13 protein-coding genes are annotated in these 13,875 nt (G+C 70.9%); all 13 read right to left on the reverse strand.

All coding sequences use genetic code 11. From position 1 onward, the window contains the following. Positions 1–28: 28 nt before the first annotated feature. Positions 29–1,285 carry a lycopene cyclase family protein gene (locus tag ACIOC1_RS15685; RefSeq protein WP_401854658.1) on the reverse strand — a complete coding sequence of 419 codons (1,257 nt, stop codon included), beginning with the start codon at positions 1,283–1,285 and terminating at the stop codon, positions 29–31. Positions 1,286–1,889: 604 nt separating this feature from the next. Continuing rightward, positions 1,890–2,912 (reverse strand): 4-hydroxy-2-oxovalerate aldolase, encoded by a 1,023-nt coding sequence (gene dmpG / locus ACIOC1_RS15690; RefSeq protein ID WP_401720066.1) that lies wholly within the window; start codon positions 2,910–2,912, stop codon positions 1,890–1,892. A 1-nt stretch (position 2,913) separates the two neighbouring features. Beyond that, a complete protein-coding gene (locus tag ACIOC1_RS15695; RefSeq protein WP_401854661.1) occupies positions 2,914–3,966 on the reverse strand; it encodes an acetaldehyde dehydrogenase (acetylating) in 1,053 nt (350 codons plus the stop codon). Beyond that, positions 3,963–4,823 carry a 2-keto-4-pentenoate hydratase gene (locus ACIOC1_RS15700; protein WP_401854663.1) on the reverse strand — a complete coding sequence of 287 codons (861 nt, stop codon included), beginning with the start codon at positions 4,821–4,823 and terminating at the stop codon, positions 3,963–3,965. Before ACIOC1_RS15700 ends, ACIOC1_RS15695 begins: the two co-directional genes overlap by 4 nt. 195 nt (positions 4,824–5,018) lie before the next feature. Beyond that, positions 5,019–6,506: an MFS transporter gene (locus tag ACIOC1_RS15705; protein ID WP_391048148.1), complete on the reverse strand. Its 1,488-nt coding sequence runs from the start codon at positions 6,504–6,506 to the stop codon at positions 5,019–5,021. Positions 6,507–6,716: 210 nt separating this feature from the next. After that, positions 6,717–7,529 (reverse strand): 3-(cis-5,6-dihydroxycyclohexa-1,3-dien-1-yl)propanoate dehydrogenase, encoded by an 813-nt coding sequence (gene hcaB / locus ACIOC1_RS15710; protein WP_391162832.1) that lies wholly within the window; start codon positions 7,527–7,529, stop codon positions 6,717–6,719. Beyond that, the gene (locus tag ACIOC1_RS15715; RefSeq protein ID WP_401854665.1) at positions 7,529–8,386 is read right to left on the reverse strand and encodes an alpha/beta fold hydrolase; all 858 of its coding nucleotides are present in this window, start codon (positions 8,384–8,386) and stop codon (positions 7,529–7,531) included. The genes hcaB and ACIOC1_RS15715 overlap by 1 nt, the downstream gene beginning before the upstream one ends. Then, entirely contained in the window at positions 8,383–9,648 is a 1,266-nt protein-coding gene (locus ACIOC1_RS15720; protein ID WP_401854667.1) for an NAD(P)/FAD-dependent oxidoreductase, read from the reverse strand. The genes ACIOC1_RS15715 and ACIOC1_RS15720 overlap by 4 nt, the downstream gene beginning before the upstream one ends. Continuing rightward, entirely contained in the window at positions 9,645–9,959 is a 315-nt protein-coding gene (locus ACIOC1_RS15725; protein WP_355335349.1) for a bifunctional 3-phenylpropionate/cinnamic acid dioxygenase ferredoxin subunit, read from the reverse strand. The genes ACIOC1_RS15720 and ACIOC1_RS15725 overlap by 4 nt, the downstream gene beginning before the upstream one ends. 48 nt (positions 9,960–10,007) lie before the next feature. Next, positions 10,008–10,571, reverse strand: a complete 564-nt coding sequence (locus ACIOC1_RS15730) for an aromatic-ring-hydroxylating dioxygenase subunit beta (RefSeq protein WP_401854669.1) — start codon at positions 10,569–10,571, stop codon at positions 10,008–10,010. A 15-nt stretch (positions 10,572–10,586) separates the two neighbouring features. Next, entirely contained in the window at positions 10,587–11,945 is a 1,359-nt protein-coding gene (locus tag ACIOC1_RS15735; protein WP_355335354.1) for a Rieske 2Fe-2S domain-containing protein, read from the reverse strand. Between the two features lie 28 nt (positions 11,946–11,973). Beyond that, positions 11,974–12,864, reverse strand: a complete 891-nt coding sequence (locus ACIOC1_RS15740) for a VOC family protein (RefSeq protein WP_401854672.1) — start codon at positions 12,862–12,864, stop codon at positions 11,974–11,976. 152 nt (positions 12,865–13,016) lie between these two features. After that, on the reverse strand, positions 13,017–13,817 hold the full coding sequence (locus ACIOC1_RS15745; protein WP_355335360.1) for an IclR family transcriptional regulator: 801 nt from the start codon (positions 13,815–13,817) through the stop codon (positions 13,017–13,019). Positions 13,818–13,875: the final 58 nt, after the last annotated feature.

Raw genomic sequence — 13,875 nt, forward strand, 5'->3', positions numbered from 1 at the left:
CATCAAGGGGCCGCGCCGGGGCGGGGGCTCACCGGCGCGACGGGGGCGGGTCGGGTCTGCGGGCGCCAGATTCGCCGGGCTCGCGCCTGCGCAGGAAGGGCAGTTCGGCCACGGTCCGCAGCATCGGGGCGACCGGGGTGCTCAGGCCGATCAGGAAGTCCTCCCTCGGTCCTGAGCCGCCGTCGAGGAAGCGCAGCAGACGCTCGGTCGGCACCCGGCGGAACAGCCCGGTGAAGAAGTCCGCGCCGTCCACCCGCCCGGTGTCCAGGGCCCGCAGCATGACGGCGTCCATCGCCCGGGAGCGGCGCGAGTGCGGGGAGGGCGGTACGGGGGCGCGGCGCCGCCGGCCGCCGACCGTGGGGTCGCCGGTCAGGAGGGCGTCGGCGACGGCCCGGGCCTGCCGCTGGACGGCGGCGAAGGTGTAACCGGTCGACGCGCGGGTCGCGCCGCCCGCCGTGCCGATCCGGAACACCGAACGCCCGGCGCGCGGGGTGAACCGCCCGTCGGTCATCGGGATCACGCCCTGCTCCACGCCGGTCACCTCGAACCGGCCGAGCCTCAGCACGTCGTCGGTGTAGTGCCGCAGCGCCGCGTCGTACCGCGCCGTGTCCAGGACCCCGGCGGAGAATTCCGTGTACTCCACGAGCGCCTGCCGTGGCCCGAGCGGCAGCACGTAGCCGAAGGACAGCCCGTGCGCGGGACGCGGTGTGCGGAAGTCCATCAGGTCGGCGACCGAGGGGGCGAAGGCGTCGTCCGCGGTCCGGACGAACCAGCCCCTGAAGTGCTGGAGCAGCGTCGTGCGGGCCGCGGGGAGCCGTGGGAGCGGGCGGGAGTCGAAGACCCAGCGGGCGTTCAGCTCCAGGGGCCGACCTGCCGGGTCGTGCCCGGAGACCCGCGCGCCGGTGGCCGTGTCCTGCACGGACTCGACCGTCGCCTCGATCCGGCGGCAGCCGTCCGGTCCCGACAGGCGCTCGTCCACCAGCCGTTCGAAGGCGCCGGACCGCAGCATCTTGTAGCGGAACGGCGCGGGATCCGCCACGGTGGCCGAGCCGTCGGGTCCCCGGACCCGCAACCGGCCCCAGGAGGCGGCCAGGACCGCGTCGTACGGGCCGCCGGGCGGCTCCCAGAAGCACCAGGTGCGCTCGGGCGGTCGCAGCGGACCGGACGGCGCGTCGACCAGCACCACGGCGGGCCGGTGCCGGGCGGCCGAGGGCGCGCACAGCCGGTGGGCCAGCGAGAGCCCGGCGGCGCCCGCACCCACGATCACGACGTCCGCGTCCCGCACTCGTACTCCTCCCGGCGCGACGAACACCTGGCCGTCCGGGCCCGGCTGCCGCGTTGCAGATCTTTCCGCAGCGAAGGCCCGGTTGGATGCACGCGGGGCGCGCGGCGAGCGGCGATCACGCGAATGGGGACGTCTACGAGGAGCGATCCCCGGTACCGGCCGCCCTGGGAATCGCGCAAGACAGCTGTGGGGGGCGGGTGTTGGGCGCGGCTGCTGGCGGCGGGCCTCACACGGGCCGCGCGATGGAGTCCGCGAGCGACGCCGCCCGGTCGGCCGCTTCACCGGCCGGGACGGCGACAGGTTCGTGGCCGAAGCGCCGACAGCTCTCTTCGTGGATCTCCCCGAAGACCGGCGACTCCCGGCAGGCGATCCGCCGCGCACGTCCTGGGGGTCGCGCGCACCATGCCCGCCGCCTCCCGTCGTTGACGTCCGCGCCCGCTTCGCGCGTTCTCGGGGGGCCAACCGGGGCCCGTCTCCGGCGTGGGCCCGCGCCGCGCCGCACGCCGCCCGGACAGCGGTGTCCCGCGCGGTGGGCAGCCGCCGCGACGATCCGGCTTCCCCCACCGCGCAGGGCAGCTGCGGGCCCGCGCCGGTCGCGGTCGTCTCAGACGGACGGGCTCTGGGCCGCCACGAGGTCGAGCGCGATGTCGACGATCATGTCCTCCTGGCCGCCGACCAGGCGTCGGCTGCCGCACTCCATGAGGATGGTCCGGACGTCCACGTCGTAGCGGGCGGCGGCGGCCTCGGCGTGCCGGAGGAACGAGGAGTACACACCGGCGTATCCGAGGGTCAGGGTCTCCCGGTCCACGCGCACCGGGCGGTCCTGCAAGGGCCTGACGATGTCGTCGGCGGCGTCCTGGAGCCGGAACAGGTCGCAGCGGTGCTGGTATCCGGAGATGTTGGCGACGGCGATGAAGGCTTCGAGCGGGCAGTTGCCCGCTCCCGCGCCGTGGCCCGCAAGCGAGGCGTCCACGCGCCGGACGCCGTTCTCCACCGCGACCACGGAATTGGCGACCGACAGCGACAGATTCTCGTGTGCGTGGATGCCGATCTCGGTGGCGTCGTCGAGCACGTCCCGGTAGGCCCGTACGCGGGCGGCGACATCGGCCATCGTGAGCCGCCCGCCGGAGTCGGTGACGTAGACGCACTGCGCACCGTAGGACTCCATCAACTTGGCCTGCCGCGCGAGCTGTTCGGGCGGGGCCAGGTGCGAGAGCATCAGGAAGCCCGAGACGTCCATGCCGAGTTCGCGCGCAGCGGCGATGTGCTGCGCGGAGATGTCCGCCTCGGTGCAGTGCGTCGCGATGCGCACGGACCGCACACCGAGTTCGTACGCCCGCTTCAGCTCGTGGATCGTTCCGACGCCCGGGAGCAGCAAGGTGGTCAGGCGAGCGTGCCGCAGGACGTCCGCGGCGGCCTCGATCCACTCCCAGTCGGTGTGGGATCCGGGACCGTAGTTCACCGATCCCCCGGCGAGTCCGTCGCCGTGCGCCACCTCGATCGCGTCGACTCCGGCGGCGTCGAGGGCGGTGACGACGCGTCGCACGTCCTCGGGGGTGATGCGGTGGCGTACGGCGTGCATGCCGTCCCGCAGTGTCACGTCCTGTACGAATATCGCAGCCGACATCTCAGACTCCTGCCTTCGCCGCGGCGATCCGCTCGGCGACCCGCAGGGCCGCCGAGGTCATGATGTCGAGATTCCCGGCGTAGGCCGGGAGATAGTGCGCCGCTCCCTCGACCTCCAGGAAGACCGACACCTGGTGGGTGGGGCTGTCGGCCGCGGCGTCCAGGAGACTGTGCACGGGCTGCCCGGCCGGAATGCGGTCGATCTGCACCCGCTGCTTCAAGCGGTAGCCGGGCACGTAGGCGGCGACGTCGGCGACCATCCGCTCCACCGACGCGCTGATCCGTTCCCGGTCCTCGGCGTCGGGCGCCCGGACGAGGGCGAAGACGGTGTCGCGCATCATGAGCGGCGGTTCCGCGGGATTCAGGATGATGATCGCCTTGCCGCGCCGCGCCCCGCCGACCCGCTCGATGGCGGCGGCCGTGGTCTCGGTGAACTCGTCGATGTTCACCCGGGTGCCGGGCCCCGCGGACTTCGAGGAGATCGAGGCGACGATCTCCGCGTACGGCACCGGCACCACCCTGCTGATGGCGGCCACGACCGGGATGGTGGCCTGGCCGCCGCAGGTCACCATGTTCACGTTGGGCGCCGCGAGATGCTCGTCGAGGTTGACCGCCGGGACGACGTACGGCCCGATCGCCGCGGGCGTGAGGTCGATGAGCCGCTTGCCCAGCGGTGCCAGCTTGGCGGAGTTCGCTTCGTGGGCCTTGGCCGACGTGGCGTCGAAGACGATGGCGATGTCCTCGACGCCGGGCAGCCGCAGCAGACCGTCGACGCCTTCGTGGGTGGTCGCGACCCCGAGGCGGGCCGCGCGCGCCAGCCCGTCGGAGGCGGGGTCGATGCCGACCATGGCCGCCATCTCCAGGTGCCGAGCGTTGCGCAGCACCTTGATCATGAGGTCGGTGCCGATGTTGCCCGATCCGATGACGGCGACTTTCGTCCTGGCCGCACCCGCCGTACGCGTCGCGCCTGTTGCCGTCGTGGCGTCCGTCGTACGTGTCGTGCCCGCTGTCTTCGTCGCGTCCGTCGTACGCGTCGCGCCCGCTGTCTTCGTCATGCCCGCTCTCCCTTGCCGAACCGCACTTGCACCGCGCCGAGCCCGGACAGCCGGGCGACGACGACATCGCCTTCGACGACGGGACGCATCGGACCGAGCGCGCCGGACAGCACGAGCTGCCCCGCGCGCAGCGGATCGCCGAGTTCTCGCGCGGTCCGGGCGAGCCAGACGACCGCCGCGACGGGATCGCCCAGGCACGCGGCGCCGGTGCCGGTGGAGACCTCGTCGCCGCCGATCGACATCGACATCCGCTGCTCCACCGGGCTGAACGCGTCGAGCGAGAGCCGCCGCGGGCCGATGACGTACGCCCCGGCCGAGGCGTTGTCGGCGACGGTGTCCGCGAAGCTGATGTCCCAGTCGGCGATCCGGCTCCCGCACACTTCGAGGGCCGCCGAACCCCAGGCGATCGCGCCCCGGACCTGAGCGTGGTCGAGCGGGCCTTCGGTCAGGTCGTCGCCGAGCATGAACGCGATCTCGGCCTCGACCCGCGGCTGCGTCACGCGGTCGATCGGGACGGTGTCACCGCCAAGGAACGCCATGTCGTCGAAGAGGACGCCGAAGTCCGGCTGGTCGACGCCGAGTTGCTCCTGGACCGCCGGTGAGGTGAGGCCGATCTTGCGCCCCACGACGCGGGCGCCGCCCCGCAGGCGGTGCGCGGCGACGGCGGCCTGTACGGCGTAGGCGCTCGGCAGGTCGTCCGCGCCGATCAGGTCGCGGACCGGTGCGCAGGGCACGCCGCGCGCCGCGGCGTCGATGAGCCGGGCCGCCGCGGCGGCGACGGCGGCCTCGTCGGCCGCGGCCGGCCGGCGGGGTGCGCCGGTCCCGTGCGGGCGTGTGGATGATCGGGAAGAAACCATGGTGGTGTGCCACCCAACAGAACAGGGGCCACCGGAGATCCGGTGGCGACGGCCGAATGATTGGCAGAGGTTGTCGTCGGTGCCTTTTCGCCGCGCATCCGACGCGGTGGTGACCGGCCGGGCCGGGCGGCAGCGTCGCCCGGCCCGGCCCCTCCTCAGGAAGTCAGGAAGTCACGAGGTCACGAGGTCAGTTGGTCAGTTGGTCAGTTGGTCGGCCGGTGCGCCGACGGACGGCTGCGCGGACGCGGGCACCCGTCCGCGGCGGGCGGAGTAGCAGATGAAGGCGACCAGGACGTCGCAGCAGCCCGCGACGAGCAGACAGATCCGGAACCGGTCCTCGGCCGGCACTCCGGGGACGGCGGCGACACTCTTCGACTGGAGGATGCTCGAATAGACCGCCGGGCCGAGCGACCCGGAGATCGTCATGATGATGCCGATCATGCCGATCCCCATTCCGGTGAGTTCCGCGCGGACGCTGCTCTGGATGGAGCTGAACAGTCCGACGCCCACCAGGCCGCTGCCGACGCCGTAGACGCACGCGGCGACCAGGAACGACGCCACGGAGGCGCCCCCGGACATGGCCAGGATCAGGGTCAGCGCGGCGGCGCAGTGACAGGTCGCGCCGACCCCCGCCACCAGCAGCGGCCTGGTACGAGCGCCGAGGACGCCCGCGCCGATACCGGCGAGCGCGCCGAGCAGCGAGTAGGGCAGCAGCAACAGCCCGGTGTCCAGGGCGTCGTACCCGAGGCCGTATCCCGCGGCGGAGGGCGTCTGGACGTAGAACGGGATGAGGAAGGTGACCGACTGGATCGCCATGCCGATCGTGAAGCCCGCCACGACCGTCCGCGCGACGGTCCCGGACCTCAGGAGCGCCAGATGGAACACCGGGGTCTTCGACCGCTTCTCCAGCGTCACCCATACGGCCCCGCCCGCGAGACCGGCAGCGGCGAAGCCGATCGCCTTCGCCGACGAGATGCCGTCGGATCCGGCCGTCTTGATGCCGTAGAGCAGCAGGACGATCCAGGCGACCAGGCCGATGACATTCCCGATGCCGAACGCGGCCGTGGCGTCGCGGGAACTCGACGGGATGACGGCCCAGACGCAGATCCCCACCACGACGTACACGACGGTCGCGCCCAGGAAGAAGTCCTGCATCGAGACCCGGCTCAGCGCCAGCCCCCCGGCGACGAGCCCGACTCCGGCCCCGACGGCCTGTGCGACCTGGCTGACGATCACCGCGGTGTGCACCGAGGAGCCCGCCAGGTGGCGGCGCAGGACGCCGACGCCGAGCTGACCGGCCGCGGAGCCGAGTCCCATGACCGCCGCGCCGATCAGCATCGCGGGGAAGGTGTGCGAGATGCCCGGCACGAGCATGCCGGTCGCGAGGAGCGCGGCGCCCAGTGTCGCGGCTCCGCGGTCGCCGAGCACGTCCGCCAGCCGCGGCAGCAGGATCGTGCTGACGCCGCCGCCTATCAGCAGCAAGGTGAGCACCCACGCGACGTCGCCGACCGTCAGGTGGAACTCGCGCTGCACCACGGGAAGCAGCGGGGTCAGCATGAAGGTCACCGCGGACGAGGTGAAGCCGAGCAGCGCGGCCACGGCGATCAGGGGATTCCTCCCGCGGGTACGGACGGGTCTCTCGACGCGCGGTCTTTCCTGGTGGTGTGTTTCGCTGTGCGTCATCGCACTGCCTCTCCTCATGTCATGAACGCCCCTGGGGCCATCCCCGCCGCGGTGTCGGCACCTGCGAGCGGAGGGCGGGCCGCTCGGCGAGCGGCCGGTGACCGGAGTATGTGATTCGGCCAGGTGAGCGGCCAGCAATACGTTCTGCCTGGGGGAACGCGGCCGAAACACGTCACCGCCGGGAGCGGTGGGACGGCGCGCGGGACAGCGTTACGGCGCGGGGTCGGGGCGGCGCGGGGTGCCCACGGCGCTCACGTCGAGGACCGCGCCGGTCACGGTCGCGGACTCCTCGCGCGAGGCGAGCAGGACGTACGGGGCGACGTAGTCCTCGGCGCTGGGGGCCAGGTCGAGGGCGGAGTACCGACGGAGCCGGTCGCCGGTCGGCAGCATGTCGCTGATGGAGGTGTCGCCCAGCGCCATGGCGCGCGGCCCGCGCAGATCGGTCGCCATCCCGCCCGGCGCGACGGCGTTCACCCGCACGCGTGGCGCGAGTTCGTACGCCAACTGCGCGACCAGTCCGACTCCGGCGTGTTTGGACGCGGTGTAGAGCACGCCGCCGCCGCGTGGGTACAGGGCGGCGTTGGACAGGGTGAAGATCATCGATCCCCGCCGCTCGGCGAGCGCCTGGGCCGCCGCCCGGGCGCCGAGCAGGTAGCCCTTGACGTTCACGCCGAACAATTCCTCGTAGCCGTTCTCCAGTTCGGCCATCGACATGTCGAGCGCCGCCCGGCCGAAGTCCCACAGGCCCGCGTTGCCGACGAACGTGTCGAGTCCTCCGAAGGCCGACACGGCCGCTTCGACGGCGGCGGTGTTGTCCTCTCCCGAGGTGACGTCACCGCGTACGCCGCGTACGCGGTCGCCGTGCGCCTCCCGCAGGTTGTCCAGTTTCTCCGGCGACCGTTCGAGCACCGTGGCCGTCGCGCCCTCGGCGACGAAGCGGTCGACGACGGCCCGGCCGAGTCCCGAGCCGCCACCGGTCACCAGCACCGACAGCCCGGCGAGACGCCCCTGTCCGGCGGCCATCAGTGGTGTTCCAGGAAGTGCTTGACCGTGGCGTTGAACTCGGTGGCGTGTTCGAGCTGCGCCCAGTGACCGCAGCGGCCGAACATCAGCAGCCGGGAGTCCGGGATGACCGCGTGCGCGCGCAGGCTGGTCTCGTAGTGCACCGTACGGTCGTCCCGGCCGTGGATGATCAGCGTCGGCACGTCGGACCGCGCCATCTTCTCCCCCGCCTGCGCGAAGCCGGTCGCGCCGACGCCCGCGCGCATCACCTCCAGCCAGTTGCGCAGGTGCTCCGGCCTGCTCGCGGCGGTGCGCGAGCGTTCCTCGGCCAACTCGCGGGTGGCGTGGGCCGGATCGAAGCACATCACCTCGACCAGCTTCTGGAAGTTCTCCGGTGAGGGGTCCTCGTAGGTGTCGAAGATGATCCGGATGCCTTCGGACATGCCGTTCGGCGCCATCACGTTGACGCCCCAGATGCCCGAGCCCATGGTCACCAGGTGCGAGACCCGCTCGGGGTGCTCGGTGGCCATGACCATCCCGATCGCGCCGCCCATGGAGTTCCCGACGAAGGCGGCGCGGTCGATGCCCATGGCGTCCATCAACTGCGTGACGGCCGCGCCCTGGTCGCGTCCGGTCGCCACGCTCTGCGGGTTGGAGTCGCCCCAGCCCGGCATCGTCACGGCGACGCACCGGAAGTCGGCGGCGAGTGCGCGGATGTTGGCCTCGAAGTTCGACCAGCCGGTGGCGCCGGGCCCGGTGCCGTGGATCAGGAACACGGGATCGCCGTCACCGGCTTCGTTGATCTGGATCTGGTAGTCGGCGGTGTCGACCAGCCGGTAGGTGGAGTCGTGGGTGATCTCTGAGGTGACGGTCGTCATTGCGCGCTCTTTCTCACGAGGTGCTGTTTGAGTGTTCCGCGCAGGTCGAGGCCGGGGTCGGACAGCAGTCGGCTGTCGACCGGCACGTTTCCCGCGATGAGCCGCTTCACCACGCCGACCTCGCGGGCGGCGCCCATGCCCGCTGCCGCCGCGATCCGGCCGTGGCGCAGCCAGAAGGCGAGGAACCGGTCGGGTACGGCGCCCTCCCGGAGGACGAAGTCGTCGCTGCGCCGGGGCCGTCCGATGATCTGCAACGTGGTGTCGTACTGGTCCGACCACGCGTAGGGCGGTGCGGTGTACCGCACCGGGCTGCCGGCGATCGTGCTGCCCACCGCCGTACCGTGCCGCTGCGCCGCCTCCCAGTGCTCGAGCCGGCCGCGGGCGGTCAGGTGCGGGTGCGGCTGGCTCGCGACATCGCCGGTCGCGTAGATCCACGCCCGGCTCGTCTGGCCGAACTCGTTGACGGGGATGCCCCAGTCGTCGACGTCGATACGCGCCGTACGGGCCAGTTCCGTCCGCGGGCGTACGCCGATCCCGACGACGACCGTGGCGGCCGGTACGCACTGGCCGTCCGACAGACGCACCGCCTCCACGCCCGCCGGGGAGCCGAGGAATTCCGTGACCGTGACGCCGGTCAGCAGCCGCACCCCGTGGTCGCGGTGCAGCCGCGTCATCAGGTCCGCCACGGCCGGTCCGAGCACGGAGGCCAGCGGATACGGCTGCGCTTCGACCACGGTCACCTCGATGCCGCGCCGACGGGCGACGGCGGCGAGTTCGAGGCCGATGAAGCCCGCGCCGATGATGACCAGCGGGCCGCCGCGGGCCAGCCGCGCGTGGAGCCGTACCGCGTCGGCGGCGTCCCGGAGCGACAGGACGTTGTCGGCGTCGGCGCCGGGCGTGGTGAGGCGGCGCGCCGCGACACCGGTCGCCAGCACCAGTCGCCCGCAGCCGAGGACGTCGCCGCCGCTCAGCCGTACGGTGAGCGCGGCCGGATCGATGCCGACGACGCGTTCGCCGAGCCGCAGCGCGATGTCGAGGTCCTGGTAGACCGACGGGGGCTGGATGGGCACGAGACCGGCCGACTCCCCGTCGAGCAGTCCTTTCGACAACGGCGGCCGTTCGTAGGGGAGGTTGGGGTCCGCGTCGACCAGCGTGACGGTGCCTCGGTAGCCGTGGCCGCGCAGGGCCACGGCCGCGCAGACTCCGGCGGCGCTGGCCCCGACGATGACGCAGCTCTGACCGGGGACGGCCGACGTGCTCAACTCCGCTCCGGTATCTCGACCATGACGTCGTCGCCGTCCAGCTTCACCTGGTAGGTGCACAGCGGGAGGGACGCGGGCGGCGACAGCACGGAACCGGTCCTGAGGTCGAACTTCGCGAAGTGCCAGGCGCATTCGACCTGGTCGCCGTCCACGTATCCGTCGGCCAGCGAGGACTGGCCGTGCGTACAGGTGTCGTTCAGGGCGAAGAATTCGCCGTCCGCCCTGAACACGGCGACGGGCGGCACCGTCGGCATCTGGAGTGCGTCACCGTCGTCGAGTTCGTCGACGGAACAGGCACGGATCCACGGCATTGCTGCACCTTTCGGTAGGCGCGGGACGGCGCGCGGGGCGGGTTGGGGTCAGAAGAAGTTGCTGAGGTTGCCGGACTGGAGCACCGTCTGGTCGAGGTAGACGAACCGCTTGGCGATCGCGAGCCCGTTCTCCGTACGCCGCAGCGTGTCCTCGCGCCGGCCGACCCACTGGTCGGTGTCGCTCTTGAGCCGGGTGCGGTAGAGCAGGAAATTGCTCTGCACCACGAGTTCGTCGCCGCTGTCCCCGGTCACCCGGACGTTGGTGATGAGGTGCCGGGTACGGGACGGCGGGTCCTCGGCCCACGAGGTCCCGGTGGCGAACTTCTTGGCCCGCGTCCGGAGGAACTGCTTGTCCTCGTCGAAGTAGGCCATCTCGCCGGGCTTGGTGAACTCCAGGTGCAACTGCCGCCTGGTCATCGTCCGCCGCAGCGGCATGAAGTAGTGGGTGTCCTCGGTGAAGAGGTCGACCCACTCCTCGTACTGGTGGGCGTCGAGCAGCGCCGACTCGTAGGAGTAGAGCTGCTCCACCTCGTGCTGCCGCAGCAGCGTGTCGAGGTCGACGGCGTGCGCGGCGGGCACGGCACGCGCTGCGGGTACGGCGTGGGTCGTCATCGCGGGCTCCTGGGCCTAGTAGCGGTCGTGGGGAGCCGTGCTCTTGCGCAGCCCCTCCCACGTGGGGTTGCGGAGCCATTCGCGCCAGGAGTGGTAGGTCCACAACTGGGCGTGCTCGTTGATGGGCGCGTCGATGACGGCGAGGCCGTCGTCCTTGACGACCTCGGACGTGCCGAGACCCATCTTCAGAAGCTGGGGGATCTCGCGGCTCTTGGTGCCCTTGGTCTGGAGGGTGGACTGCGCCCAGTTCTCGCCGTCCTCCTGTTCGAGCATTCCTGCCGGCCCGAAGAAGTGGATCTGCGCGTGCAGCGCGGCGGCCTGCTCCTGCGGCGAGGCGTTCTTGTCGCGGAAGGAGTACCACCAGATCTCGGTGACGTCGGGGCTGCGCGGCACCCGCAGGCTGAGCTGCGCGTTCGCCGTGACCCAGGCGGTCGGGAAGATGTGCGGGTGGCCGCCCACCCGGCTTCCGTGCCGCCCGAGCTTGGCCTGGGTCTGCGGTGTGTAGCGCCACTCGAACAGCTCCCGGCCCCCGGCTGTCACCTCCAGCGACTCCTGGTCGGGACCCGAGATCGCGTGCCCGTACTCGCCCACCATCACGACGTTGTGCAAGTCGCTGGGCAGGAAGGGGACTTCGAGGTCGGCGCCGGATTCGGTCCTGGCCCCGCCGTCGACGAACTCGTCCGGCGGGGCCGGGATGAGACCGACGGCGAAGGCCGACATGTGCGTGATCTGCGGGTGGTAGTAGTCGAAGACGTTGTCGACGGTGAACTTCCAGTTGGTCCTGACGGTGAACTTCTGGACGCCGGGAACGGCCTCCATGTCGCCGCGCTCGGCGAGCAGGTCCAGTCCGAGCCGGCCCGTCGCGCCGAGGTACTCCTCCAGGGGCGGCGCGTCCGCGTCCATGGTGGCGAACACGAAGCCGCGGTAGGAGTCGAGTTGGGCCACCTTGCGCAGCGGGTGCTTGGACAGGTCCAGCTTGTCCTTGTAGAAGAGGGACTTGCCGGGCACGCCGATGAGTTCGCCGTCCAGTCCGAAGGTCCACCCGTGGTACGTGCACATGAAATTGCGGACGTTTCCCTCCTCGGCCCGGCACACCGCGTTGCCGCGGTGCGAACAGGTGTTGAGGAAGGCGCGGATCGAGCCGTCCCGCTGCCGGACCACGAGGACGTTGTCCGATCCCATCGGGGCCTCGAAGAAGTCGCCGCGCTTGGGGATCTGCGTCTCGTGGCACAGGAAGAGCCAGGCCCGGCCGAATATCCGCGTCATCTCCAGATCGAAGATCTCCTGGTCGCTGAAGATGCGCCGGTCGATCTCGCCTCTTTCGAGCGAGACCAGGTCATCGAGCTGGTCCACCGCGCGTGGGGAGTCGTTCATGGTGTTCTCCTTGGCGTACACGTCACCGTCAGTGGGTGTGATTGCGGTCGTGGCCCCAGAACTGGGCGGCGTCCCAATTCGTGATCGTCCAGGTCTCGTCGTCGATCAATTTGCCGGCGGTTCCGTACTCCACGCCGATCCCGGACGGCGACTTCATGTAGAACGAGAGCATTTCGTCGTTCGTGTGACGGCCGAGCGTCGCGGTGAGGGAGATCTCCTTCGCGCGCACCCGGTCCAGTGCGCGGCCGACGCCGTCGACGCTGTCGACCTCGAGCATGAAGTGGTCGATGAAGGGCTTCCTGCCGTCCGGCGCGGGACCGAACGCGAGTGAGTGGTGCCGGGGATTGACGTGGGTGAAGGTCAGGACCAGGGGCTTGAAGGTGATGTAGTCGCTCACCTTGAAACCGAGGACGTGGCGGTAGAAGGCGACCATCTCGTCCACGACGGACGAGACGAGCACGATGTGGCCGACCCCGAGGTCGTTGCCCTTGTCGTCGCGCGTCACGAACCGGACGCCGGTCGGCGAGAGGAACGCGGAGGACACGGTGACGGCGCCGTAGAACAGCTCCAACCGGAAACCGGCCGGATCGGCGAACCGCACCAGCCGGCGGACTCCGCGCAGGTCGGCGAGGTGCGGATCCTCCGTGACGGCGACCCCGGCGCTCTCCAGGTCCCGCACCTGGGCGTCGAGGTCTTCCTCGGTCGCCACCTCCCATCCGACGTAGGACAGCGTGTCGTCCCCGGCGCGTACCGCGATGCGGTGGTGCCTGGCGTCCATCCGCAGAAACAGCGTTTCGACGTCGTCGGCGTCCCGTCCGCGGGTGACGTGCAGGCCCAGAATGTCGCCCGCGAAGTCCTCCCACGCGTCGAGGTCCTGCGCACCTATGCCGATGTAACCGAGCGCTTTGACATAACTCACGCGCGATTCCTCCGATTCCCAATGGATGACGCGGAAGCCCTCGGAAAACACACAGGGGAAGGGCCTGCGCATAACTGTATTGAGCGCCCGAAAAGAAGCCAGGATTCTGTTCCGTCAGACGGAAAGCAGTTGTTCCGGCGTGCTCCCCCGGGTCACTTGCGACGCAGCGCGGACGAGAGCTGCTGCGCGGTGTCGACGAGCACCGACTTGTAGCGGGCGGGGGTGCGGCCGAGCACCGGGCAGGAAAGCGAGACCGCGGCGACAGCACGGCTGTGATCAGCGGCCCAGACCGGCGCCGCCAGGCAGGCCACGCCGAGGAACGACTCCTCGTGATCCGTCGCGATACCGGTCTCGCGCACCCGGAGCAGTGAGAGCTTCATCCGCTGGGCGTCGGGAATGGTGTACGCGGTGAACCGCTTGAAGGATCCGTCGAGAACGGTCCTCAGATGCAGGGAGGGAGCGAAGGCGAGCAGCGCCTTCCCGAGCCCTGTGGCATAAGCGGGCCTGCGTCCGCCGATACGCGTGTCCATTCTCGGCGCGCCCAGCCCGGAGACTTTGTCGATGTACAGGATGTCCGCACCGCTGAGAATGGCGAGATGAATGGTCTGCCGGGTGAGGGCGAACAATTCGGCCAGATAGGGAGAGGCCAGTTCGCGCAGGTCCTTCGCGGCGCCGACCTGCACCCGGCTGCCCAGCTCGAAGACGCGCTCGGCGAGCAGATACCGCTCGCCTTCCTTGGCCACATAACCGTGCTCGATCATCGCGCTCAGCAGCCGGTGGACGGTCGACTTGGCCATCCCGGTGCGGGCGGCGATCTCCGAGACGCCCAGCGACTTCCGCGAACCGGACAGGGTGTCGAGCACGGCGAGCGCCTTGCCGACGGATGTGTCGCGCACTTCGCCGGCCGCCGCGGCGGCGTCGTGCACCCGCCGCGGGCTTTCCGGAGCAGGCATCGGGTTCCTCCTCAAGGTACGAGGTCACCAGCCGTTAAATGGGAGTAAACTCTCACTT

Origin of the sequence: Streptomyces sp. NPDC088197 (assembly GCF_044741185.1) — a bacterium.
Lineage (GTDB): Bacteria > Actinomycetota > Actinomycetes > Streptomycetales > Streptomycetaceae > Actinacidiphila.